Origin of the sequence: Pseudonocardia aurantiaca, from assembly GCF_039526725.1 — a bacterium.
GTDB classification, from domain to species: Bacteria; Actinomycetota; Actinomycetes; order Mycobacteriales; family Pseudonocardiaceae; genus Pseudonocardia; species Pseudonocardia aurantiaca.
In genome coordinates, this window is the sequence record NZ_BAAAJG010000002.1 from 473,387 (window position 1) to 497,903 (window position 24,517).

General features: G+C 71.4%; 20 protein-coding genes and 1 riboswitch. Of the genes, 13 read left to right on the forward strand and 7 right to left on the reverse strand.

What is annotated here, in order from left to right:
- The first annotated feature begins 160 nt into the window (after positions 1 to 160).
- The 4 genes from ABD143_RS04250 to ABD143_RS04265 all read left to right on the forward strand — a co-directional run bounded on the left by ABD143_RS04250 (position 161) and on the right by ABD143_RS04265 (position 3,560).
- Positions 161 to 1,438 carry a methyltransferase domain-containing protein gene (locus ABD143_RS04250; RefSeq protein WP_343971473.1) on the forward strand — a complete coding sequence of 426 codons (1,278 nt, stop codon included), beginning with the start codon at positions 161 to 163 and terminating at the stop codon, positions 1,436 to 1,438.
- A 6-nt stretch (positions 1,439 to 1,444) separates the two neighbouring features.
- Positions 1,445 to 2,125: a PIG-L deacetylase family protein gene (locus ABD143_RS04255; RefSeq protein ID WP_343971476.1), complete on the forward strand. Its 681-nt coding sequence runs from the start codon at positions 1,445 to 1,447 to the stop codon at positions 2,123 to 2,125.
- Between the two features lie 57 nt (positions 2,126 to 2,182).
- Positions 2,183 to 3,208 (forward strand): NAD-dependent epimerase/dehydratase family protein, encoded by a 1,026-nt coding sequence (locus ABD143_RS04260; RefSeq protein WP_343971479.1) that lies wholly within the window; start codon positions 2,183 to 2,185, stop codon positions 3,206 to 3,208.
- Between the two features lie 79 nt (positions 3,209 to 3,287).
- Positions 3,288 to 3,560 carry a DUF2277 domain-containing protein gene (locus ABD143_RS04265; RefSeq protein WP_343971655.1) on the forward strand — a complete coding sequence of 91 codons (273 nt, stop codon included), beginning with the start codon at positions 3,288 to 3,290 and terminating at the stop codon, positions 3,558 to 3,560.
- Between the two features lie 214 nt (positions 3,561 to 3,774).
- Here the strand turns inward: ABD143_RS04265 and ABD143_RS38110 are convergent, their stop codons facing one another.
- Positions 3,775 to 4,530 (reverse strand): helix-turn-helix domain-containing protein, encoded by a 756-nt coding sequence (locus ABD143_RS38110; RefSeq protein ID WP_379659800.1) that lies wholly within the window; start codon positions 4,528 to 4,530, stop codon positions 3,775 to 3,777.
- A 239-nt stretch (positions 4,531 to 4,769) separates the two neighbouring features.
- Between ABD143_RS38110 and ABD143_RS04280 the strand changes: the two genes are divergently transcribed.
- Positions 4,770 to 5,435 carry a DUF4097 family beta strand repeat-containing protein gene (locus ABD143_RS04280; RefSeq protein ID WP_343971482.1) on the forward strand — a complete coding sequence of 222 codons (666 nt, stop codon included), beginning with the start codon at positions 4,770 to 4,772 and terminating at the stop codon, positions 5,433 to 5,435.
- A 72-nt stretch (positions 5,436 to 5,507) separates the two neighbouring features.
- Positions 5,508 to 6,326, forward strand: coding sequence for an alpha/beta fold hydrolase (locus ABD143_RS04285; protein ID WP_343971485.1), 819 nt, complete (start codon positions 5,508 to 5,510; stop codon positions 6,324 to 6,326).
- Between the two features lie 178 nt (positions 6,327 to 6,504).
- On the opposite strand, the gene ABD143_RS04290 is transcribed toward ABD143_RS04285, so the two are convergent.
- Complete coding sequence (locus ABD143_RS04290) at positions 6,505 to 7,179, reverse strand: GntR family transcriptional regulator (RefSeq protein ID WP_343971487.1); 675 nt, start codon at positions 7,177 to 7,179, stop codon at positions 6,505 to 6,507.
- 36 nt (positions 7,180 to 7,215) lie between these two features.
- A complete protein-coding gene (locus tag ABD143_RS04295; RefSeq protein WP_343971490.1) occupies positions 7,216 to 8,232 on the reverse strand; it encodes an asparaginase in 1,017 nt (338 codons plus the stop codon).
- An 84-nt stretch (positions 8,233 to 8,316) separates the two neighbouring features.
- On the opposite strand from ABD143_RS04295, the gene ABD143_RS04300 reads away from it, so the two are divergent.
- From ABD143_RS04300 to ABD143_RS04325, 6 genes are read left to right on the forward strand one after another with little or no spacing between them, the layout of a single operon-like run.
- The gene (locus ABD143_RS04300) at positions 8,317 to 9,585 is read left to right on the forward strand and encodes an MFS transporter (RefSeq protein WP_343971493.1); all 1,269 of its coding nucleotides are present in this window, start codon (positions 8,317 to 8,319) and stop codon (positions 9,583 to 9,585) included.
- Between the two features lie 23 nt (positions 9,586 to 9,608).
- Positions 9,609 to 10,850 (forward strand): alpha/beta hydrolase family protein, encoded by a 1,242-nt coding sequence (locus ABD143_RS04305; RefSeq protein ID WP_343971496.1) that lies wholly within the window; start codon positions 9,609 to 9,611, stop codon positions 10,848 to 10,850.
- A complete protein-coding gene (locus tag ABD143_RS04310; RefSeq protein ID WP_343971503.1) occupies positions 10,847 to 11,464 on the forward strand; it encodes a cysteine hydrolase family protein in 618 nt (205 codons plus the stop codon). The genes ABD143_RS04305 and ABD143_RS04310 overlap by 4 nt, the downstream gene beginning before the upstream one ends.
- Positions 11,461 to 12,483, forward strand: coding sequence for an amidohydrolase family protein (locus tag ABD143_RS04315; protein ID WP_343971506.1), 1,023 nt, complete (start codon positions 11,461 to 11,463; stop codon positions 12,481 to 12,483). The genes ABD143_RS04310 and ABD143_RS04315 overlap by 4 nt, the downstream gene beginning before the upstream one ends.
- Positions 12,480 to 13,976, forward strand: a complete 1,497-nt coding sequence (locus ABD143_RS04320; RefSeq protein WP_343971509.1) for an aldehyde dehydrogenase family protein — start codon at positions 12,480 to 12,482, stop codon at positions 13,974 to 13,976. Before ABD143_RS04315 ends, ABD143_RS04320 begins: the two co-directional genes overlap by 4 nt.
- 28 nt (positions 13,977 to 14,004) lie before the next feature.
- A complete protein-coding gene (locus ABD143_RS04325) occupies positions 14,005 to 15,360 on the forward strand; it encodes a dihydroorotase (protein ID WP_343971512.1) in 1,356 nt (451 codons plus the stop codon).
- A gap of 113 nt (positions 15,361 to 15,473) precedes the next feature.
- Here ABD143_RS04325 and ABD143_RS04330 read toward each other — a convergent pair whose 3' ends face one another.
- On the reverse strand, positions 15,474 to 16,733 hold the full coding sequence (locus tag ABD143_RS04330; protein WP_343971515.1) for a PQQ-dependent sugar dehydrogenase: 1,260 nt from the start codon (positions 16,731 to 16,733) through the stop codon (positions 15,474 to 15,476).
- A gap of 132 nt (positions 16,734 to 16,865) precedes the next feature.
- Here ABD143_RS04330 and ABD143_RS04335 point away from each other — a divergent pair, with 132 nt between their 5' ends.
- Entirely contained in the window at positions 16,866 to 20,279 is a 3,414-nt protein-coding gene (locus ABD143_RS04335) for a S41 family peptidase (protein WP_343971518.1), read from the forward strand.
- A 401-nt stretch (positions 20,280 to 20,680) separates the two neighbouring features.
- On the opposite strand, the gene ABD143_RS04340 is transcribed toward ABD143_RS04335, so the two are convergent.
- The 3 genes from ABD143_RS04340 to ABD143_RS04350 all read right to left on the reverse strand — a co-directional run bounded on the left by ABD143_RS04340 (position 20,681) and on the right by ABD143_RS04350 (position 24,450).
- A complete protein-coding gene (locus tag ABD143_RS04340) occupies positions 20,681 to 22,150 on the reverse strand; it encodes a high affinity choline transporter 1 (RefSeq protein WP_343971521.1) in 1,470 nt (489 codons plus the stop codon).
- An 84-nt stretch (positions 22,151 to 22,234) separates the two neighbouring features.
- The gene (locus tag ABD143_RS04345) at positions 22,235 to 23,389 is read right to left on the reverse strand and encodes an agmatinase family protein (protein WP_343971524.1); all 1,155 of its coding nucleotides are present in this window, start codon (positions 23,387 to 23,389) and stop codon (positions 22,235 to 22,237) included.
- 53 nt (positions 23,390 to 23,442) lie between these two features.
- A riboswitch (guanidine-I (ykkC/yxkD leader) is annotated at positions 23,443 to 23,554 on the reverse strand.
- A gap of 41 nt (positions 23,555 to 23,595) precedes the next feature.
- Complete coding sequence (locus ABD143_RS04350; RefSeq protein ID WP_343971527.1) at positions 23,596 to 24,450, reverse strand: SAM-dependent methyltransferase; 855 nt, start codon at positions 24,448 to 24,450, stop codon at positions 23,596 to 23,598.
- Positions 24,451 to 24,517: the final 67 nt, after the last annotated feature.

Consider the following 24,517-nt stretch of genomic DNA (forward strand, 5'->3'; position numbering starts at 1 on the left):
GGTCCGCCAAGGAGGAGGGCTGACCAGCTAGAACCGGACGAACCCCGCGAAGACGCGCACACCCACCCCGGGCGGAAGATCACGTCGCCCGTGGAACACTGACGCCCGTGCGCAATGGGGAACACCGGCACCGGTGCTTTGCGAGCGAGGGGTTGCGGGGGTGCTGACCGACACTGCTGTCCAGTCGACTGATGAGCGGCTCGCCATTCCGGCGATCACCTGCCGGCTCTGCGGTTCCGCCGAGCTGAGGAGTTTTCTCGATCTCGGGGCCACGCCCCCGTGCGAGCTGTTCCTCCACGCGGAGGCCGCCGAGGCGCCCGAGGTCACCTACCCGCTGCACGTCCGGGTGTGCGACCGGTGCCTGCTCGCGCAGCTGCCGCAGCTGATCACGCCCGAGGAGACGTTCACCGAGTACGCGTATTTCTCCTCCTTCTCCACGTCGTGGGTGGAGCACGCGCGCCGGTTCGTCGGCGGGGCCGTCGAGCGGCTCGGCCTGGGGCCCGACTCGTTCGTCGTCGAGGTGGCGAGCAACGACGGCTACCTGCTGCAGCACGTCGTCGAGCGCGGGATCCGGTGCCTGGGCATCGAGCCGTCGGTCAACGTCGGGGAGGCTGCGCGGGAGAAGGGCGTGCCGACGCTCACGGCGTTTCTCACGCCCGAAACGGGTGCGGCCGTCCGCGCCGAGCACGGCGGCGCCGACCTCGTCTGCCTGAACAACGTCTACGCCCACATGCCGGACGTCGTCGGCTTCACCGAGGGTCTGCGCTCGCTGGTCGCGGACGACGGCTGGGTGTCGATCGAGGTTCAGCACCTGCTGACGCTCGTGGAGCGCACCCAATTCGACACGATCTACCACGAGCACTTCCAGTACTACACGCTGCTCACCGGGCAGCGGGCGCTCGCGGCCGGCGGGCTGACGCTCGTAGACGTCGAGCTGCTCGACACCCACGGCGGCTCGATTCGCATGTGGGCGCGGCCGAGTGAGGTGGCGGGCGAGCCGTCCGAGCGGGTCCGTGAGGTGCTCGCGGCCGAAGAGGCCGCCTGGCTGCACACGCCGGAGGGGCACGACGGGTTCGCACACACCGTCTCGCGAGTGCGTGACGACCTCGTGGCGTTCCTGATCGAGGCGAGGCGCGCAGGCAAGCGCGTGGTCGGCTACGGCGCCCCCGGCAAAGGCAACAGTTCCGAGATCTTCGACTACCTGCCGGTGAACGGGGACCTCATCGCGGACGCGTGTCAGCCCTTGGCCAAGGAAGGCCGGATGCAGGCGTTCCGGCACCGGGGTTTCTGGCAGCCGGCCGACACGGTCAAGGAACGCACGGCGCTGGAGGCCGCCTACCAGGGCGGCACCCGGCCGTGGATGCTCTGGGAGGAGCCCGAGCGCGACCCGCTGCAGGCCGCCATCGCTGCCTTGAACGACGCAGCAATCGAGCGCTGATCCCCGATGCTCAGCCTGCTGCCCGAACGGCTCGACCGGATGCTGCTACTCGGTGCCCATTGCGACGACATCGCGATCGGTGCGGGTGGCTCGCTCCTCGAGCTGTGCCGGGCGCACCCGGGCGTCACCGTGTCGGCGCTCGTGCTCACGGGCGGCGGCTCGCTTCGTGAGGAGGAGGAGCGCGCCGCGCTGACCGCGTTCTGCCCCGGCGCGAAGCTCGAGGTCACGGTGCTGGACCTGCCGGACGGGCGGGTGCCGACGCGCTGGGAGCGGGCCAAGCTCGCGCTGGAGGAACTGCGTACGCACGGCGAGCCCGACCTGATTTTCACCTCGTCACCGCACGACGCCCACCAGGACCACCGGACACTTGCGAAGCTCGTCCCCACCGCGTTCCGCGATAACCTGACCCTGGGTTACGAGATCCTCAAGTGGGACGGCGACCTCGCCCAGCCCACGGCATACCTGCCGCTCGCCGAGCCGGTGCTCCGCGAGAAGATCGCCAAGCTGCACGAGCACTACGGGTCGCAACGGGACCGCACGTGGTTCGACGCCGAGACGTTCGCAGGGCTGGCGCGCATCCGCGGCGTGCAGTGCCACGCGCGGTACGCCGAGGCGTTCCACGTCGGGAAGCTGATGCTCGGCGTGGCGCCGCTCACGGGGACCGACCCGGGGGACGGCATCCGGTAACGACCACCGAGCAGTGCTCGACGGACCACTGACGACCGATCGAAGGGAACTCCACTCGTGCGCATCCTCCTGACCGGGCACCAGGGCTACCTGGGCACCGTGATGGCCCCGATCCTCACCGCGGCAGGCCACGAGGTCACCGGCCTGGACAGCGGGCTCTTCGCCGAATGCGTGCTCGGTTCGCTCGACACCCCGGACGTACCGGGCGTGTCCACCGACCTGCGCGACGTCACCGTCGAGCAGCTCCAGGGCATCGACGCCGTCGTGCACATGGCAGCGCTCTCCAACGACCCGCTGGGCTCGCTCGCCCCCGAGATCACCTACGACATCAACCACCACGCGTCCACGCGCCTGGCCCGGCTGTCGAAGGAGGCGGGCGTCTCGCGCTTCGTCTACGCCTCCACCTGCTCTGTCTACGGCGCCCAGTCCGGCGACGACCTCGTGGACGAGGACGCTCCCCTCAAGCCCGTGACGCCGTACGCCATCTCGAAGGTGCGTGTGGAGGACGACCTGGCCGAGCTCGCCGACGCCGACTTCGTGCCGGTCTCGATGCGCAACGCCACCGCGTTCGGCTTCTCGCCGCGGCTGCGCGCCGACATCGTGCTGAACAACCTGGTCGGGCGGGCGATCCTCACCGGCAAGGTCACCGTGCTCTCCGACGGCACCCCGTGGCGTCCACTCGCCCACGCCGAGGACATCGCCGGTGCCGTGGTGGCCGCGCTCAAGGCGCCCGCTGACGTCGTGCGGGCCCGCGCGTTCAACGTCGGCACCGAGAAGAACAACCGCACCGTCGCCGAGATCGCCAAGGCGGTCGTCGACGCGGTGCCGGGATCCGAGCTGGAGATCACCGGCGAGGCCGGCAACGATCCGCGGTCCTACCGCGTGGACTTCGCCCGCGCCCGCAAGGAACTCGACTTCGAGGCCCAGTGGTCCATTGCGGACGGCGCCGAGCAGCTCGCCAAGGAGTACAAGGAGCGCGGCCTGACCCAGGAGGCGTTCGACAAGAAGTTCACCCGCCTCGCCGTCCTGAACTCCCGCCAGCAGGCGGGCGAGCTCGACGGCAACATGCGCGTGATCGGCTGACGCACCCTCGGAATTCGAACGGCACTCACGTCCGGGTAAGTTCGGACGGGAGTGCCGTTCGTCCATGAGGGGGGCGCCTGTGTGCCGCAACATCCGCACGCTGCACAACTTCGAGCCGCCGGCCACCACCGACGAGGTGCACGGCGCGGCCCTGCAGTACGTGCGCAAGATCAGTGGGTCGGCGCAGCCGTCGCAGGCCAACGCGGAGGCGTTCGCGCGGGCCGTCGACGCGGTCACCGATGCCACGCGCCGGTTGCTCGACGAGTTGGTGACCACGGCCCCGGCCAAGAACCGCGAGGTCGAGGCCGCGAAGGCGCGGGAGCGGGCCGCGGTGCGCTACGGCACCGCCTGAGCCGCGCCGGTCTCGACGTCGGGCAGGGCCCCCGCCCCGGGCCCGGCAAGGTCCTCGGGCCGCGCGACGTCTGCCCCGGACACCCATCTCGCTCGGCTCTCCTACGGCCAGGCCCGCGCCCTGCTGGACAGGCACACGGATGCCTGCGGGGTGGCGGGGTGGCGGGCGCGGGCTGGGACCTGCACGAGTGGCGGCACTCCGGGCTGACCCACCTCTATCCGTGGTCTGGAATTGGTTGGGCGGTGTCGTTTGAGGTTGTTTCGGGTTTGGTGTGGAGGACTTCGCGGGCCTGTTCGGCGGCGCGGGTGATGCTTTCGCTGATGAAGTCGAGGAAGCGGGCGATCTTCTCCAGGCGGGTGGCGGCAGGGGTGTGGGGGCCGAGGATGGCGACGCCTTGGCGTGCGGTTTCAACGAGCTGGTCGTTGGATCGGGCAGTGGCGATCGTCGCCTGGTAGAAGAGTTCGTCGTCGACGAGGTAGCGGTCGCGGCGGCGTTCGTCGCGTTCTCGGCGGACGAGGCTCTGGCTCTCCAGGAAGGCGATCGCTTTGGAGATGGACGCCGGGCTGACCTGGAGGCGCTGGGCGAGTTGGGACGCGGTGAGGCTGCCCGCGTCGGTGGTGAACAGGCAGGTCAGCACCCGGGCCGTCATCTTGGGCAGGCCCGAAGCCATGAGCACGGTGGTGAGCGTCTCCTCGTAGTCGGCCACGGCCTCGGCGTCGCGTCCGTGTGGCTGGGGGACTGACCCCGCCCCTCGGGAGGGGGCGGGCCTGCGCCGGTGGGCGCGGCGTTCGGTGGCGCGGTGGGCCAGGTCGGCGCGGTAGGCGGTGGGGCCGCCGTTGCGCATCACCTCACGCGTGATCGTCGAGGTCGGACGGTCGAGGCGTCGGGCGATCTCGGCGTAGGGGAGGCTGTCGGCCAGCCCCAGCGCGATCTGCTGGCGTTCCTGCTGGGTGAGCCTGCCTCCCGGCATCGCGATCTCCTTGGTGATCTTTCGTGGTGGTCCCTGATCCCCCCCACCATAGCGTTCACCTCTCATCCATTGCAATGATCGGCGCGGTCGTCGTTGCGTTGATCTCAAGCCCGTTGCAACAGTTCTCTGGCTTCTACCTGCATAGATACCGATTCTGTGCAACGAGTGTGTTGCGGGGTTCTGGAAAGCAACATAGCGTTTCCGGTGTCAGAAACAACGAGCGAGCATGGGAGAGCACGATGCAGAAGTTCGACACCCCCGCCCCGATCTCCGCCGTCCTGGACATCCCCGCCGGACGAATCCAGTTCATCGCCGCCGACCGCGCCGACACCACCGTCGAGGTCCTGCCCGCCAACCCCGCCAAGAGCCGCGACGTCCAGACCGCCGAGCAGACCACCGTCGCCTACGCCGACGGCGTCCTGCGGATCCACACCCCCGAGTCCAAGAACCAGTTCTTCGGCCCCTCCGGATCCCTGGAGGTCACCGTCCAGCTGCCCGCCGGCTCCCGCATCGAGGCCAAGGCCGCCAGCTCCGAGCTCCGCGGCGTCGGCCGCCTCGGAGACGTCGCATTCGAAGGCGCGTACCGCCAGATCAAGATCGATGAGGCCGCGAGCGTCCGCCTCACTGCGATCGACGGAGACGTCGAGGTCGGCCGGCTGGGCGGCCCCGCGGACATCAGCACCGCAAGGGGCGACATCCGGATCACCGAGGCCGTGCGCGGCACGGTCGTGCTCCGCACCCAGTCCGGCGACATTTCGGTCGCCGCCGCCGCCGGCGTCTCGGCCGCCCTGGACGCCGGCAACGACTACGGCCGCGTCAGCAACGCCCTCAAGAACGATGGCACCGCCGAACTCGACATCCGCGCCACCACCTCCCACGGCGACATCACCGCCCGCAGCCTCTGAAGAAGCAGAACCAGGACTGTCCGGCCGGGCCCACCGCGTACAAGACGCCTAACGCGACCAGGAGTGGAACACATGACGAAGAACAGCACTTACTCGACCAGTTCGAAGTGGACCGGCATGGTGCCGGTTGACGATACGGCCCTGGCCGTCACGGACACCGGCGGTCCCGGGATCCCGGTGGTCTACCTCAACGGCCAGTTCGCCACCCAGGGGTACTGGCGGCGGGTAATCGCCGAGCTCGGTCCCGGGTGGCGGCACATCACCTACGACGAGCGGGCTCGCGGCAGGAAATCGAAGCGTTCGGCGGACTATTCCTTCGAGGCGTGTGTCCGTGATGTCGATGCCGTTCTCGCGGCCAGGGGTGTGGATCGGGCGCTGGTGGTGGGCTGGTCATACGGGGCGTTCGTCGGGGCGCACTGGGCCAGCCGGAATCCGGAGCGTGCCGTGGGCGCGATCCTGGTTGACGGCGCGCAACCGTACGACTGGCTGGACGAGGCCATGGAGCAGCGGATCCGGAAGCTGTTCCGGCGGATGGGCTGGTTCATGCCGCTGCTGCGCCCCACGGGCCTGACCCCGCGGATGAACGCCGAACAGATGGCGAACAGCAACATCGAACTCGGCAAGCTCGCCCGAGAGCGCGAGTTGACCCCCGTGCTCGACCGCATCACCGTCCCGGCGCGGTACGTGGTCGCCTCGGGCACGTCGCTCGGCAGCAAGGGCGATGAGCAGGAACGCATCCGCACCAGCCTCAACATGGTGGTCGAGCGCAACCCGAACATCAAGATCAGCGCCAAGGTCCCCAGCAACCACGGCGCCATCCTGAAGAAGGACGCCCCGGCCATCGCCGAGGCCGTGCGAGAGATCGCCGCCCTCGACCGCGCGGGGCACTGAAGACACGACCAGCGGACTGACGACAACTACACGTCCTCGCCACCCTCGTCATCATCGTCCAGCTCAACCGCGTCCGTCCCGCGCAAGGGCCGCAGTCCTTCGCGCGGGACGGACGCGGTGAAGTTGTAGCGGCCGAGCACGTTGAGGTTGCGGTGCTTGAGTTCGATCTATTCGAGCCTCAGCGGAGGCCGCCCCGCTCGTGTGCCATCTCGATCGCCGCGAGCGTCGAGCGCAGGTGGCGCAGGGTCAGCTCGACCGCGCCGTCCGCGTCGCGGCGGCGGTAGAGCCGCACGAGCTCGTCGTGCTCGTCGTTGGCGTCCGGCACCTGCTCCGGGCGGGCCTGCAGCGACAGGCTGACGTACGCGGACGCGCTGTCACGCAGGCTCGCGAGCATCCCGGCCAATCGGCTCCCCTGATCGACCTCGGCGAACACGGTATGGAAGCCGCGATTGAGGTCCACCCACACCGAGAGGTTCTCTTCGGTCTGCATGCGTCGGGCCAGCTCCTCGGCGCGGTCGAGCTGCCCGTCGGTGATGCGATCGATGACGCGCCGGACCATCAGCGGCTCGAGCGCGATGCGCAGCTCGTAGATCTCCTGGACCTCCGCAATGTCGAGAGGTCGCACGATCGCGCCGCGGTGCGGGTCGAAGACGACGAGACCCTCGCTGGCCATGTCCCGCAAGGCCTCGCGCACCGGGGTGGTGCTCACGCCCAGCTGGCTGGCCAGCTCGGCCTGCACGAGCCGGGTGCCGCCGGCGAGGGTGCCGTCGAGAATCGCGGAACGCAGCGTCCCGAGCACGTACTCGTGCGCGGTACGGGACCGTCCGGCCGGCCTCAGGTTACTGAGAGTCATCGATGCCTCCACCTGTGCGGCCGATCGCGGTGGAGTCTAGTTCTGATCCGGGCCGCCGGGGTGACCGCCGTGCGCATCCACCACCTCACGGATCTGGTCGACCGGGCTCCCCGCCGCGAGTAGCGACCATAGGAGGATGCGGGCCTTGCGCGCGTCGAGCCACCCGGCGGACAGCGCACCGCGGGCCAGGAGGTCCTCCTCAGAGCCGGGGAACCCGTACGTGCGGGAGAGCACCGGGCCGCTTCCGGTGCGGCTGGCGAAGATCACCGGTCCGTGCTTGACGGCCGCGGACACGACCTCGGCCGTGGCGGCGGATACGTGGCCGGCGCCGAAAGCGGAGAGGACCACGCCGTCGTACCCGGCGTCGCACACCGTCTGGAGCAGGGCGCCGTCGTCGCCGAGACCGGTCTCGAGCAGCGCTACCTGCGGGACCTGTCCCGGGGCGGGCCGGCGGAGTGTTGCCCAGCGCCCCGGCCGGTTCGCGTACGTGACCTTGCTCTCGTGTACGCGGCCCAGCGGGCCGAACGGTGCCGACGTGAACGCGTCCTGCGCGACGGAGTCGGACTTGCGGACGCGGCGGGCCGCGTGGATCTCGTCGTTGATCGTGACCAGGACGCCGAGGCCGCGTGACGACGGCGAGGTCGCCACGGTTGCCGCGGCGAGGATGTTCGCAGGCCCGTCGGCGCCCGCCTGACGCGGAGAGCGCATGGCCCCGGTGAGGACAAGCGGCTGCTCGCGGTCCCAGTGCAGGTCCAGCAGGTAGGACGTTTCTTCCAGCGTGTCGGTGCCTTGCACGAGCACGGCGCCGTCGGCGCCGTCGTCGATGACGCCGCGGGCCCAGTCCATGGCTGCGAACACGTCGGAGAATGAGAGCGAGGCCCCCGGCACCGTCGCCAGGGTGCGGGTCTGCAGGTCGGCCGCGTCCGCCAGTTCGGGCAGCACGGCCAGCAGATCGTCGACCGTGAGCGAGGGAGCCACCCCTTGCCCGTCCGCGTCCCGGGTCATCGTGATCGTGCCTCCCAGCGAGCCCACTGCCAGACACGGCTTCGTCATCACGTCTCCCTCGTCTTGACGGTCTGCACGATGCATTTTATAGGATGCAAACGTTGCCTCCGCCTGAAGAGAGGGGCCTGCCCCGTGGCGCAACCCGAAGTCGGAGACCCGATCGTCAGTCCTCCGGTCGGCTCCCCCCGCCTGCCCATGGCGGTCGCCCTGATCTCGCTGGTCCTGCTGGCGGGCTCGTACGTCGTCAATGCGATGGACCGCCAGGTTTTCCCCGTGCTGCTGACGCCGATCAGTGCGGAGTACGGGTTCTCGCTCGGGCAGGCCGGGCTGCTGTCGACGATCTTCACGCTCGGCATCGGCCTGTCGGGAGTGCCCGCGGGCTACCTGCTCGACCGGCTGTCCCGCAAGTCGGTGGTGATCGTCGGCATCCTGGTCTTCTCCGGGTTCACGCTGCTCACCGCAGTCGCCACCGGCTTCTGGGACATGCTGGTGTTCCGGGCTCTGTCCGGGGTCGGCGAGGCGCTGCAGAACGCCGCGCTGTTCTCGGCGGTCGGGGCGTACTTCTTCGCCCGGCGCTCGATGGCGCTCGGCAGCCTCAACTTCGCCTACGGGCTCGGCGGTTTCGTCGGCCCCGTGGTGGGCGCCCAGTTGGCCGGGACGAACCAGTGGCGGATCCCGTTGGTGATCTACGGCCTCGTCGGCGTGGCCTTCTGCGTCGTCATCGGGCTGGGCATCCGAAAGACCTTCACCGAGCGGCAGGAAGTCGCCGGTGACCTTGGCGGGCGCGTCGAAGACGGGCACATGCCGGCAAGGCTCTACAACCGCAACATCCTGCTGCTGGCGACGGCCGCCGTGGTGGTGGGGATGTCGATGTACGGCTACATCGGGCTCTATCCCACGTTCCTGGTCACCCAGCTGCACTGGCCCACCGGGCAGGCCGCGCTGGCCGCGAGCATGTTCGGGCTCGGCGCGCTCCTGGGGATCCCGGCAGGCTGGCTGGGCGACCGCGTCAACCAGCGCACCCTCATGATCGTGTCGCTCCTGGTCGGCGCGGTCGTGGGCTACCTGCTGTTCAACGGGCCCACCAGCGCCGTCGTCCAGTACGTGCTGTCCTTCGCCGAAGGGGCCATCGCCAGCGGTTTCCTGTTCGTCAACATCTACTCGGCGATGCAGCGCTCCGTCCGCCCGCATCTGATCGGCCGGGCCTCCGGCGTGTACGTCAGCGCGTTCTACATCCCGGCCGCGTTCGCGGGCTACCTGTTCTCCGCGCTGGTCGCGCGCAGCGGCTGGGGCGGGGCTGCGATCTGGCAGTTGACCGTGCTGCCGCTGATCGGGGTGGCCGCCCTCCTGTTCGTCGACGTCCGCCGGTTCGCGAACGCACGGGTCGAGGCTCGCGCGTGACGCTGGAAGGAGTGTTCTCAACAATGGATCACGCGATCGGGCCGCGCCGGTGGCGCGAGCAACGCTGGGTCATCGACTCGGTGCTGCGCACCGACGGGCTCGAATGGGACCAGCCGCGGGTGGCCTACACGCTGCGCCCGATGGGAGTCGACGCCACGCCGGATTTCCGGCTTGCGCAGTCACGCATCCACAAGTTCGCCGACATGGTCCCGGTCTTCACGGAGCTGGCCGAGCGCCGGGAGCGGCTGGCCCGCGCGGCCACGAACCCGGTCACCGCACGCGAGAACTTCTTTCACGCCGCCCTGCTCTACGTCACTGCGGAATGGCCGATCTGGCGGGACGGCCCGGACCTCGTCGCGCTGGACGACCGCAAGAACGCCTGTTACCAGGCCTATGCGGAGCTGGCCGACCACCACGTCGAGCGGGTGGAGATCCCGTTCGACGGTGGAGTGATCCCGGCCTGGTTCCACCTCCCTCCCGGGTACGCAGGCGGCCCGCTCCCCACGGTCCTGTCCTGCGGGGGGATGGACGCCCCGAAGGAGCTCAACGTCAACCTCTACGGCGACAAGTTCCTCGAGCGCGGGTTCGCCGTCCTGGCATTCGACGGGCCCGGGCAGGGCGAAGCCCCGGTGCGCGGGGTCAAGTTCACCCCGACCGCCTGGATCGAGGCCGGGGAGAAGATCGTCGCCTGGTGCCGGCAGCGCGCCGAGGTCGACAGCGCCCGCATCGTCGGATTCGGCCTGTCCTTCGGCTCGTACTGGATGTCTCAGATCGCGGCCACGCAGCCGGCGCTGCAAGGCTCGGCGGTCGGGCTGGTCTGCCACGAGCCGGGCTGCCACATGATCTTCGAGATGGCCTCGCCGTCCTTCAAGGCCCGCTACATGTGGATGTCCGGCCTCGAGCACGACGAGGGCGCGTTCGACAAGATGGCCCAGCAGATCGACCTGCGCCCGTTGATCGTGCAGATGTCGGCTCCGTGGCTGGTGATCGCGGGGGACGAGGACGAGCTCTCGCCCGTGGAACACAGCTACGACCTGGCCCGCCAGTGCCCCGCTCCCGCCCCGATGCTGGTCTACCAGCAGGGCCGGCACGCCTTGTCGCTCCCCACGCCCTCTGTCGCCCTCGGCCCGAACTGGGTGACCTACGCCGCGGACTGGCTCCTCGACCGTGTCCAGGACCAGCCCGCCGAGGACGTCGTGGACTACGTCCTGCCCTCGGGGCAGATCGAACGCCGCCCCCACCCGAAGGAGATCGACGCGGCATGACCCTCCCGCTGACCGGCCGGCGCACCGCCGTCGTGACCATCGACTTGCACCGCGGCCATCTCGATCCCGACGTGGCGACCATGCCGCTGCCCGCCGATGCGGCCGCGCGCGTCACCAAGGCCAACGCCGAGTTCCTGCGCGAGGTGCGGCGCCTCGGGGTGCCGGTGGTGCACGTCGTCACCTCCTACCACTCGGCCGAGGAGATCGCGTCGAACCCGTGGTGGGCGGCGGTGGCGGACTCCGGCGCGAGCCGCGCGAACGTGCTGCGCCACCAGCTGCCCGGAAGCCCCGGCCTGGAGCTCATGCCGGAGGTCTACGAGGAGGATCACGACATCGTGGTCACCGGCAAGAAGCGCTATGACTGCTTCGCGGCCACCGACCTCGACCACGTCCTGCGCTCCCGCTCCCTCGACACGTTGCTGCTCACCGGGGTGAACACCAACAGCTGTGTTCTGGCCACCACCGTCGCCGCGAACACGCGCGACTACGCCGCGGTGGTAGTGGAGGACTGCGTCGACACGATGGACCGCCAGGTGCACGAGCCCGCGCTGGCCGTGATCCGCCAGGCGTTCGGCTGGGTGGCGTCTGCGCGCGACGTGCTCGAGGCGCTATGAAGACCGTCGACGTCCACGCGCACGTCATCCCGCCCGCCCTCGTCGACGCGATGTACGCCGGGCGGGCCCCGGACGGCATCACGATCGCCGACGACGCGGGCTCGCCCTGGGTCGTCCACCGGCAGGGCTACCGGTACCCGCTGCTCGCCGAGTTCCACGACGTGCAGGTGCGGCTTCAGACCATGGACGCCGCGGGGATCGACACCGCCGTTCTGTCCGTGGCGCCGCCGATGTTCCTGTACTGGATCGAGGCCGCCGCTGCGGTGGACGCCGCGCGCACCGTGAACAACGCCATCGCGGCGATGGTGGCCCGGGCGCCGGATCGGTTCACCGGGCTCGCCACCCTGCCGCTGCAGGACCCCGCCGCGTCGGTGGCAGAGCTGCGCCGGTGCGTGTCGGAGCACGGGTTCCGCGGCGCCGAGGTCGGACCACACGCCGAGGGCGTGCCGCTCGACGACGAGAGCCTGCGCCCGGTGCTCGCCGCGGCCGAGGAGCTGTCGGTGCCGCTGCTCGTCCACCCGTACTACGTCGGCGCGACGACCGGCCCGCTGAGCGACTACTACCTCACCAACCTCCAGGGCAACCCGTGGCAGACGGCGGTCTGCGTGTCACGGCTGATCTTCTCCGGCGCCCTGGACGCCCTGCCCGGTCTCGACCTGGTGCTGGTGCACGGTGGCGGGCACCTCCCGTACCAGATCGGACGGCTCGACCACGGGCACCGGGTGCGCCCAGAGGCGGGGGGCTGCACCCACCTGCCGAGCGAGTACCTGCGCCGCTTCCATTTCGACACGATCACCCACAGCCCTGCGGCGCTGCGCTTCCTCATCGACCAGGTCGGCGCGGACCGCGTGGTGGTGGGCACCGACATGCCGTTCGACATGGGCGCGGGCGGGCTCGACGAACAGCTGGCCGGGCTGCAGCTGTCCGCCGATGAGCTCGAGGCGATCGGGCACCGCAACGCCGAGCGCCTCTTTCGCATGGGCGACGGGTCCGGCCGTGGACTAGGGAGAGCACGATGATCGACCCACTCTTGCTGCACATCGATGGGAAGCAAGTCCCTGCCGCCGACGGCGAGACGGTCGCCGTGGAGAACCCGGCCACGGGCGAGCACCTGTACGACGTGGCCCATGCCGGTGCCGCCGACGTCGACGCCGCCGTCGCGGCAGCGCGGGCCGCGTTCGAGGACCGGCGATGGAGCGGGATGCGTCCCCGCGACCGCGCGCGCATCCTCAACCGGGCCGCTGCGCTGCTCGCCGAGCGCATCGACGAGTTCGCCCGGCTGGAGACGCTGCAGATCGGGCGCCCCCTGCGGGAGATGCGCGCCCAGATGCGCCGGCTGCCGGAGTGGCTGGAGTACTTCGGCGCGGTCGCGCAGTCCGCCGAGGGCACGGTGCCCGAGTTCGGCGGTGACCACCTCAACGTGGTGCGCCGCGTCCCGCTGGGCGTCGCAGGCCTCATCACGCCGTGGAACCACCCGCTGTTGATCACCATGAAGAAGCTGTCGGCCGCCCTCGCCGCCGGAAACTCGGTCGTGGTTAAGCCCAGCGAACTCGGGCCCGCGGTGCCGGCCGCGCTCGTCCTTCTGCTGGAGGAAGCGGGCGTGCCGGCCGGGGTGGTCAACCTGCTCACCGGCCTCGGTGCCACGACGGGACGCCTTCTGTCCGAGCACCGCGGCCTCGACAAGCTCGACATCACCGGGGGCACCGAGACCGGCCGGACGGTGGCGGCGAGCGCCGGCCGTTCGCTGATCCCGGTGACGGCGGAGCTCGGCGGCAAGGCACCGGTGATCGTCTTCGACGACGTGGACGTGGCCGACGCCGTCGCGGGCGCGCTCTTCGCCGCCTTCATCGCCACGGGTCAGACTTGCGTGCAGGGTGCGCGCGTCCTGGTGGCAGAGGATGTCTACGACGAGGTCGTCGATCGGCTCGTCAACCGCACCCGGCGGCTGCGGATCGGCGATCCCCTCGACCCCGAGACGCAGATCGGGCCGCTGGTCTCAGGGCCACAGCGGGACCGGGTCGCGGCGGCCGTCGACCGCGCCCGCGAGCAGGGTGCGTCGGTGCTGTGCGGCGGTCGCGTCCCGGACGGCGTCCGGTTCGCCGACGGCTTCTTCTACGAGCCGACGGTCGTCGCGGGAGTCACGCCGGCCCACGACCTCTGGTACGACGAGGTGTTCGGGCCGGTCACGCTGGTCCGTCCGTTCCGGGACGAGGCCGACGCGGTCGCACAGGCGAACGACTGCCCGTTCGGGCTCGCCGGATCGGTCTGGACCCGCGACGTGGGCCGCGCCCTGCGGGTCGCCGACCGGCTCGACATCGGCATCGTCTGGGTCAACGACCACCACCGCATCGACCCCGCGTCCCCCTGGGGCGGCTCGAAGGACAGCGGCATCGGCTCGGAGAACGGCTGGGACGCCTACCGCGGCTACACCCGGACGCAGAGCCTGATCGTCAACACCGGGGCCGGTTCCCCGGACTGGTTCGGCAGTAGCGCGGACCTGCGCTACTCGTAACGGATTCGGCAGAAGAGAGGACGACGGGATGCCCGACATGGACCTCGTCATCGCCGGCGGGACGGTGGTCACCGGCCACGGACGCAGCCGGGTGAACGTCGCCGTGAGCGACGGTCGGATCGCCTACGTCGGGCCCGATCGACCCTCGGGGCGGGAGATCGTCGACGCCGCCGGGCTGCTGGTGTTTCCCGGCGGCGTCGACACCCACGTCCACCTGATGGATCCGGGCAGCACGGACCGCGAAGACTTCCCGACCGGCACCGCTGCCGCCGCGGCGTCCGGGGTCACCACGATCATCGAGCACAGCCACGGCCAGCCGGTGGTGGGTGTGGACGACCTGATGGCCAAGCGGGAGTACCTGCACGACCGGTCCAACGTCGACTACGGGCTCGCAGCGCATGCCTGGCCGGGGCGCGCCGCCGCGGTCCCCGAGCTGGCCGCTGCCGGCGTCGCCTTCTTCAAGGTCTTCACGTGCACCACTCACGGCGTGCCCGGACATGACGCGGCCGCGCTGAAGGAGCACCTCACGCAGACCGCGCTCGTCGACGCCGTCAGCCTGATGCACTGCGAGGACGAGTCGCTGACCGGCGCGGCCGAGAAGCTCCTGCGGGAGGCCGGCCGTCTCGACGGGGGCCTGCTGCCGGAGTGGCGCAACCGGGACGCCGAGGTGGTGGCGGCCGCGGTCGCGGCGCTGCTGGTTCGGCGCACCGGGGCCACGGCCACGATCGCGCACGTCAGCCACCCGGAAGTCGCCGAGTACGTCGCCCAGGAGCGCAGCCGGGGCGCGCGGCTGGCGGCGGAGTCCTGTCCTCAGTACTTCCTCCTGCGCGAGCAGGAAGTGATCGAGCAGGGCGCGCTGCGCAAGTTCACACCGCCGGCCCGGGCCCGCACCGACGACGACGAGACGCAGATGTGGCAGCTCCTGCGGCGAGGCACCCTCACTCACATGTCCACCGACCACGCCCCGTCCACTCTGGAGCAGAAGCGGGCCGGGGACGTCTGGAACGTCCACTTCGGACTTCCCGGCCTGGACAGCACCATGGCGCTGCTGCTCGACGCCGCGTCGCGGGGGCACCTGTCCTACGAGGACGTCGCCCGGGTCTACGCGGAGAGCCCGGCCCGCACCTACGGGCTGTCGCCGCGCAAGGGCCGGGTCGCGCCGGGAGCCGACGCCGATCTCGTCCTGGTCGACCCTGAGCGCGAGCGCACGCTGCGCAACCAGGACGTGCTGTCCAAGGCCGGGTGGACCCCGTTCGACGGCAGGCGGGTACGGGGGCAGGTGGTGCGGACCTACCTGCGCGGCGTCCTGATCGCGGAGGAGGGCAAGCCCGTGGGTGCGCGTGGCGGCCGCTTCCTGCCCGGGCGGAGCGCTGCACGCACCTGATATCGAGGCGGGTCTGTCAAGTGGGCAGGGTGGAGCGGTGCCCATGACCGTCGCCGTGGACACCGCTCCGGTTGTCTGGATGAGCGCGTTGGACCGCCGACCATGGACGCCGGTCAGACCGGGTCGATCCGGAGCACCTTGTCGTCGGTGCCGTTCGACGTGGAGACGAACAGGGCTCCGTCCGGGCCACTGCGCACCGCCCTGATCCGGCCGTACGCGCCGTCGAGCGGGACAGGCACGCTCACCGCGGCCACGGCGCCGCCCTGGTCGAGCCGCATGAGCAGCAGCTTCTCGCCGCGCAGCGCGCCCACCGCGAGCACCCCGTGGAGCTCACCCCACTGCGGGCCGGACAGGAACGCCGCCCCCGACACCGCCTCCACGGGCGATCCGGAGCTCCAGGCGGCGGGCACGGCGTCGGAAAAGCGGCTGAGGTCGGTCATGGGCACGGACTCGTCGTAGCCGGCGACCGTGCCGCCCTGCGCCGGGTCCCAGCCGTAGTTGCCGCCCGCGCGCAGGAGGTTCACCTCGTCGTCGGTGGTGGGCCCGTGCTCCGCGGTGTAGACGGCGCCGGTGTCGGGGTGCACGGCGACGCCCTGCACGTTGCGGTGCCCGCGGCTCCACACCAGACGCTGCGCGGGGTTCGGCGCGTCGGCGTAGGGGTTGCCGGGTGCCGCGCCGCCGGTCGCGAGGTCCACCCGGAGCACCTTCCCGCCCAGCGAAGTGAGGTCCTGGGAGATCGCTCCGCGGGCGCTGTCGCCGGTGCCGACCAGTAGCGAGCCGTCGGTGTCGATCGTCGGCCGGCAGCCGGAGTGGCGGCCGGACGGGTTGATCGGCAGCCCGCCGACCAGCGGGTCCGCCACCCGCGTGGCCGTCGTGCCGTCCGCGGAGAGCTGCCAGGTGATCAGCCGGACGTCGGTGGGCGCGCCCGCCTGCATGTGCGTCTGGCAGGTGGTGAACCGGCGCGACCGCTCGAAGTCGGGGTGCACGGCCATCCCCATCAGGCCGCCCTCGCCGCGCACGTAGACGTCGGACAGGTCGGCCGCGACCGGCGTGACGGTGGCGCCCGGCGAGGTGCCCGACAGCAGCGCGAAACGACCAGCGCGCTCGGTGACGAGCACCCGGCCGTCCGGCAGGAAACCGAGGTCCCACACGTGCGAGAGGCCGGTGGCGACCACGCGCACGCTCAGGTCGGGGGTGCCGACGCGGACGGGCGCGACGGTCGAGGCCGGGCCACTGGACGGGGCGGCCGCCGCGGGTGCGGCACCGGCGCCGCCGCCCTCGACGGAGGAGGCCTCCGACGCCGAGCAGCCGGTGACTCCGAGCAGCACCGCCAGTCCGGCGGCGGCAGCGACCCGGGCCGTGGAAGCGGACACGCGCCGCGAATCGCACCTCAGCATGCGGGTCATAGTGCCGGGACGGCAGAGACGGCGGAACCTTCGGTCCCCGCGTGTGGGGAACCTGGCTTTCCTGAAACCCGGCGTCCCCCGGTCGATACCGTTCGGGGTATGCCCCCCAGCTACCTCCGCTTCCCCCATCTGCACGGCGACACCCTCGTCTTCGCGGCCGAGAACGACGTGTGGACGGCGCCGCTGTCCGGCGGCAGGGCCTACCGGCTCACCGCAGACGACGTCCCGGTGGCCCGCCCCCGCCTGTCCCCGGACAGCACGCAGGTCTCGTGGACGTCCTGGCGCGACGGCGCGCCGGAGACCTACGTCAGCGATGTCGACGGCGGCGGCGTCCGGCGGCTCACGTTCTGGGGCGACCTGCGGGGCTATTCCCTGGGCTGGACCCCGCAGGGTGACGTGCTCGCGGTGACCGCGTCCGGGCAGGCGTCCCCGCGCCGCACCTGGGCGTACGCGATCCCGCCTGCCGGCGGCACCCCCCGCCGGCTCGACCTCGGCCCGGTGTCCGACGTCGCGCTGGCCGAGGGTGGGCCGACGGTGCTGGTCACCAACCTCGTCACACGTGACATGGCCTGGTGGAAGCGCTACCGGGGCGGCACCATGGGCAAGCTCTGGTGGGACCGCGCGGGGACGGGGGAGTTCGAGCGGCTCGCGGCCGACATCGACGGTCAGATTGCCGCGCCGCTGCTCGTGGGCTCGGGCGACGGGATGCGGGTCGCGTTCATCTCCGACCACGAGGGCTGGGGCAACCTCTACTCGCTCGGCCTCGACGGAGCGGGCCTGCGCCGCCACACCGACCACGGCGACGGCGACGCGCCCGCCTTCTACGTGCGGCACGCGAGCACCGACGGTGAGCGGGTCGTCTACGAGTCGGCGGGGGAGCTGTGGATCCTCGACTCCCTCGACGCGGAGCCGCGGCGGCTCGACGTGCGGCTGGGCGGGCCGCGCACCGCCCGCGACCCGTTCCGCGTCTCCACGTCCAGCGAGCTCAGCTGGGCCGCGCCAGACCGCACCGGGCGCACGAGCATCGCGCTGGTGCGGGGCACCGTCCACCGACTGACCCACCGGGACGGTCCGGCCCGCACGCTGCTCGCCCAACCGGGTGCGCGGGCCCGGCTGGCCCGGCCGCTGGGTGACGACCGCGCGGTGTGGGTGGACGACGTCGAGGGTGAGGACGCCGTCTGCGTCGCGCCGCTCGACGAGCGGGCCGACGGCGCCGAGCCGCTGCGCCGCTACGGCGCCGGCGAGGTGGGCCGCGTGCTGGAGCTGGCGCCCGCCCCCGACGCGTCGGCGGTGGCGCTGGCCGCGCACGACGGCCGCCTGCTGGTGCTCGACGTCGCCAGCGGGGAGCTGCGCGAGCTCGCGAGGGGCGCCGACGGGGAGATCTCCGATCTCTGCTGGTCGCCGGACAGCAAGTGGCTCGCCTACTGCGACCCGGTGGAGTCGGGCCTCACGCGGATCATGATGGCGCGACTCGCCGACGACACGCTGGTGGCCGTCACCGAACCCCGCTTCGCCGACACCGACCCCGCGTTCACCTCGGACGGGCGCTACCTCGCGTTCCTGTCCCGGCGCAGCTTCGACCCGATCTACGACCAGCACTCGTTCGACCTGACGTTCCCGGCGTCGTGGCGGCCGTTCCTGGTGCCGCTGGCCGCCCGCACACCGTCGCCGTTCGGCGCGAGCCCGGACGGGCGGCCGGTCTCGCCCGAGGAGGAGGGCCCCGAGGACCTGCGCGCCCCCGACCCCGCCGACCCGTCCGCCGAGCACGAGGACTCCGACAGCGCGACCCCGGACAAGGACGAGAAGGACGGCGGGAAGAAGGACAAGGACGCCCCGCCGGAGGTCGTGGTCGACGTCGAGGGCCTGTCCGCCCGGGTCGTCCCGGTTCCGGTGGTGGCGGCCCGCTACAGCGGCATGCGGGCGGGCAAGGACTGCCTGCTCTGGTACCGCATCCCGGTCTCCGGCGTGCTCGGCGACGCGCGTGCCGACACCGAGGAGAAGGCCGAGCGCCCGGTGCTGGAGCGCTTCGACCTCGTCCGCCGCAAGCTCGACGTGATCGCGGACCCGGTCAGCTCTTTCGCCGTGAGCGGGGACGGCACGCGGCTCGTCGTCCGCGACGGCGGCACCCTGCGGATGCTGCGCACCGACCGGTCCGGCGCGGGCACCCCGTCCGACGGCGACGGTGACGAGTTCGAGATCGACACCCGGCGGATCGTCGTGACGATCGACCCGACGGCCGAGTGGCGCCAGATGTTCGACGAGGCCGGCAGGCTCATGCGCGACCACTTCTGGGTGGAGGACATGGCCGGCGTCGACTGGGCCGCGGAGATGGACCGCTACCGCCCGCTCGTCGACGCCGTCGGCAGCCATGACGACCTCGTCGACCTGATCTGGGAGCTGCACGGCGAGCTCGGCACCTCCCACGCGTACGTTACGGCGGGCGGGGCAGGCGACCACACGGGGAAGCCCGGGCTGCTCGGCGCCGACCTCGAGCCCGCACCCGACGGCATCGGCTGGCGGGTGGCGCGCGTCCTGCCGCCCGAGACCTCGGCGCCCGCGGCCCGCAGCCCGCTCTCCGGCCCTGGCGTGGACGTCCGGGCGGGCGACGTGGTGCTCGAGGTCGGCGGGAAGACCGTGGACCCGGGTCTCGGCCCGGCCCCGCTCCTCGTCTCCGGCGCCGACGAGCTGGTGGAGCTGACCGTGCGCTCGGGCCCCGACCGGGCCGACGCAGGCGAGATCCGCCGGGTGGTCGTCCGGCCACTGGCGTCGGAGGCGGCGCTGCGCTACCAGGACTGGGTGGCCGGGCGCCGCGCGTTCGTCGCCGACCGATCCGAGGGCCGGCTCGGCTACCTGCACGTTCCGGACATGATGGCGCTCGGCTGGGCGCAGCTGCACCGCGACCTCAGCCGCGAGACCTCCCGCGAGGGCCTCATCCTCGACGTCCGCGGCAACGGCGGGGGCCACACCTCGCAGCTCGTGGTGGAGAAGCTCGCGCGGAGGGTGATCGGCTGGGACGTGCCACGGCACCGCCAGCCGACCACCTACCCGGAAGACGCCCCGCGCGGCCCCGTTGTCGCGCTGGCCGACGAACTGGCGGGATCCGACGGCGACATCGTCACCGCGGCGATCAAGCGCCTCGGCATCGGGCCGGTCGTGGGCGTGCGGACGTGGGGCGGGGTCATCGGCATCGACAGCCGGTACCGCCTCGTCGACGGCACGGGCGTCACGCAGCCGCGGTACGCGAGCTGGTTCGACCACACGGGATGGGACGTGGAGAACTACGGCGTCGACCCCGACGTCGAGGTGGTGATCAGCCCGCAGGACTGGATGGCGGGCCGGGACCCGCAGCTGGAGCGGGCCGTGGACATGGCCCTGGAGGCACTCGCGGAGCGCCCGGCCGCGCAGCCCCCGGACCTGGCGACCCGCCCCAGCCGCGAACGCCCGACCCTCCCGCCGCGCCCCGTAATGCCTGGAGGCCACATTCACGACCCATCGCGTGAGGTTACCGAGTAGGCGCAGGTCAGCGCCCCGCCAGGGATCTTTGTAGGGCGCATGGGACGATTCCGTCCCACGCCGCGCCGCCTCGGTAACCTCCCGGGCTCCCGCCGCGCGTGCGCCGGTGCCGTCCATGACTGCGCTGAATGGCACCGTTAATGCTCACCTGAATGGACGACCGGCGGCGCGGTGAGCGGCGGAGGAGGTGGCAGGCTCTGCACACAGATACGCACCGCGTAGGCCCGTGAGATGAACACCAGCGCACTCGGCGCAAGATCCAACTGCCCTGGTGCGAATCTCACGACCCACCCGCACCCGACGTGGACGCGTATGTGTGTGCAGAGCCTGTGCGGCGCTGCTGCTCAGGCCTCCGGCAGGGCGGCCAGCCGTCCGCCCGATTGCGGTAAACCGCAAGCCGTTCAGGCCACCGCGGGGGCCGCCGGGACCGTCGCACCTTCCCTCCTCGGCGCCAGCAACGCCACCGCCACGAAGGCGAGCAGCGACAGGACCGGGGCGATGAACGTCGGCCAGCCGTCGAAGGCGGGGCCGATCAGGTCGTTCGGCACGTACAGCAGGCTGTTCTCGACGCCGTAGAACACCGGCGTCATGGCGAACAGCACCATCCGCACGACCACCCCGACCGCGATCGCCGCGACGGCCGCCGCCGTCGTGATGCGGCTGGGCCACCAATGGCCGAGCACGAACGGCACCACGAGCCCGGCGAGCATGAGGTCGAACGCCAGGGTGAGCAGAATGCCGGTCTCGGGCACGCGGAGCGCGAAGAAGACCGCGATGCCCACCACCAGCGGCATCGTGACGCGCACACGCCGCAGGAGCGGGTCCCGCCCGCCCGCGGGGGCGGCCTGCTGCTCCAGCCCGGCGATGTTCCGGACCGCCACGCACGCGGTGCCGAGGATGACCCCGTTGGCCGTGGAGCAGGACGCGGCGACGATCGCGGAGAGCACGAGGATCGTCAGGAACGCGGGCGCGTAGCCCTCCAACAGCGCGAACAGCACCGGTCCGTCGGTCGGCGTGTCGCCGAAGATCGCCCCGGTGGACAGCGCCACGAGCGCGTAGGGGATGCCGACGATGGCGGTGCCGGCCGCGCCGACGAAGCACGCGCGCCGGGCCGTCTCCGGGGAGCGCGCCGAGAAGATCCGTTGCATGAAGTCGATGGCGACGATGTCGCCGATGCCGAGCGCCACCAGCGTCGCCCAGTTGATCGTGGCGCCCTGCGCCGGGTCGGTCAGCTGCCCGAGGTCGAACGGTCCCATGCCCTCGGGCACCGTGATCCCGAAGCGCACGCCGACCCAGATCAGCAGCGCCGCCGAGCCGATCACGGTGATGACCATCTGGATGAACGCGGTGTAGGCGTCGCTGAACATCCCGCCGGTGATCGTGTACGCGAGCACGACGCCGACTATCAGCAGCACACCGACGGTGTAGCTCGTGCCGAGGAAGCGCTCGAAGAGGAACCCGCCGGCCACGAGGTTGCCGGCGAGGAGGATGCAGAAGCTGAAGATCATGAGGATCGAGGCGGCGAGCTCGACCCCGCGCCCGTACTTGATCCGGTAGAAGTCGGGCAGGCTGAGCAGGCCCATCCGGTTCATCGGCTTCGCGAAGAAGATGCCGGTGAGCAGCAGGCAGATGCCCAGGCCCAGCGGCAGGGACGCCCCGGCCCAGAACCCGAGGCTCGCCGACAGGTCGGTGTTGCCGAGTGTGGCGTTGGAGTCGACGGCCTGGCCCATCAGGCCTGCCGCGCTGAGCGGCAGGGCCAGCGAGCGGCCCGCGACGAGGAAGTTGGTGCTGTCGCCGTCGACCTTGCGGGCGACGGCGAGGCCGACGAAGAGGACGACGAGCACGCCGATCGTGACGCCGAGGATGATCATGGCTGGTTGCTCCCGGAGTGGGACGTGCCGGAGGGGCGCGACGCTGGGCCCGCGGTGGACTGGTCGTGCAGGAACTGCTCGGACTCAGGACCGGCGGGGCAGGTGACCGGATCGCACCAGGCAGCCGAGGGTGTCGCAGATGACGCGTGTGGCGATCAGCGACGTGATCTCGGCGTTGTCGTAGGGCGGGGAGCACTCGACGACCTCGATCCCGGCGAGCGGGCGGGCGTCGGCGATGATCTGGATGAACTTGAGCACCTCGCGGGGCAGGAACCCGCCGGGCTCGGGCCAGCCGGTGCCGGGCACGAATGCGGCGTCGAGGCAGTCGACGTCGAAGGAGAGCCAGACGGCGTCGGCCCCGTCCCAGGCCACGTCGAGCGCGCGCTGCGCGGCCTCCTCGATGCCCATCTCCACGCAGTCGGTGACGGTCATGATCGTCGTGCCGCGCTCGCGCCCGACCTTGACGCCGGGCCGGGGTGCCTGCCAGCCACCGATGCCGATCTGCACGAGGTTCTTCGCCGGGACGTTCGGGATGTCGGTGGCGTGGAACCAGGGGGTGGTGTGCATCCGCTCGTCGAGGTCGGTCTCCTGGGTGTCGACGTGGCGGTCGAAATGGATGATCCCGAGGTTGCCGCCGCCCAGGTGCGGGGCGACGCCGCGCACGGTCGGGTAGCCGATGGAGTGGTCGCCGCCCAGCACCACGGGGAAGGCGCCGCTCGCGTAGACGTGCGAGACGGCCTTCGTGATCTGGTCGAAGGTCTTCTCGATGTTGCCGGGGATGGTGAAAATGTCACCGAGGTCGGCGATCGTGATGGACTCCCGCAGGTCGACGCCCAGCTCGAACGAGTACGGGCCGTAGAGGGCGGAGATCTTGCGGATGCCCTGTGGCCCGAAGCGCGTGCCGGAGCGGTAGGTCGTACCGCCGTCGAACGGGGCGCCGAGCACAGCCACGTCGTACTCGCCGCAGCGGCGCACGTCCTCGACGTAGGGGGCCTTGAGGAACGTGTTGATGCCCGCGAAGTGCGGCAGCTCGCCGCGGGAGAAGGTCGGGATCCGCTTGTCGACGATCGAGTCGGCGCCCGGCAGGCCCAGCTCGAGGCCGCGCGCGACCTCCTCCTCCCACTTGGTGGACGGCAGCCCTGCCTCGGCCCGCACCGCGAACGCCGCCTCCGGGCCGTAGTTCTCGTGCAGTTCGGGCCCGTCGGGGGTCTGGTCGGGTCGGCTGGGGTGGTAGTGCACGCAGTGCTCCTCACGGTCGGGGCGCCGACGGCAGAGCAGCCGGCACACCAGCTGTCTCCCGGGCTTTTGTCCCGCCGTGGGGCGGCTTCGTGCTTCAGCCGCCTGCGTCTCTCGGACCAGACCCCCCGCTCGCTGAGCGGGGACGGAACCCTAGACGCGCCTCACCTGTGTGAGTCGCGCACAAGTAGAGGGTCGTGTTGTTGCCGCTACGCACCGCTGCCGTTACCCGTTGGTGAACCACCGATCCGGGCCACCCCCGCCCAGCTGCCCGTGTGCTCCGGTCCCACCGTGTCGTCCGGGTGCCACCGCGTGGCGTCCACCAGCCCCGGCTCCACCAGCGGCAGGCCGCCGAACATCTGAGCCACCTGGTCCCAGGTGCGGATGTTGATCGGGTTCGCGGTGGTCTTGAACGTGGCTACCCCCGCCGCGGCGCGCTCCGGGTCATGGTCCCCGGTGGCGTGCGAGAGCGCGTGGAAGCTGCCGGGGGCGAGCCGGCCGCGGTACTCGGCCATGAGCCCGGCGGGGTCGTCCTCGTCGGGCACGAAATGCAGCACGGCGACGGTGAGCAGCGCGACCGGGCGGGAGAAGTCGAGTAGGTCGCGCACGCCCGGGGCGGCGAACACGGCGTCCGGGTCGCGGATGTCCATTGCGGTGATCGTCGCCAGCGGGTCGCCCGCGAGCAGCGCCACACAGGCGGCGACCGTCACCGGCTCGTTGTCGACGTAGGACACGCGGGCGTCCGAGTTGCCCGCGCGGGCCACCTCATGGACGTTGCCGACGGTCGGGATGCCCGATCCGAGGTCGAGGAACTGGTCGATGCCCTGCTGCCGGCAGAAGCGGACGGCCCGGCGCAGGAAGTTGCGGTTCGCCCTCGCGGCGTGCGACACCCAGGGCATGGCGGCCTTCGTCCGCTCGGCCGCGGCACGGTCGGCGGCGAAGTTGTGCAAGCCACCGAGGTAGTAGTCGTACATGCGGGCGGCATTCGGGATCTCGGGGTTGACGCTGGGAGCTTCTAGAGATCCGGGAGCTTCTAGAGATCGCAGCTCCGAGAGATCGGTCATTTCGCCGATGCTGCCCGGCCCCGGCGGTCAGGGCCGGCGGTCAGGGCCAGACCGCCTACCGGCGGGC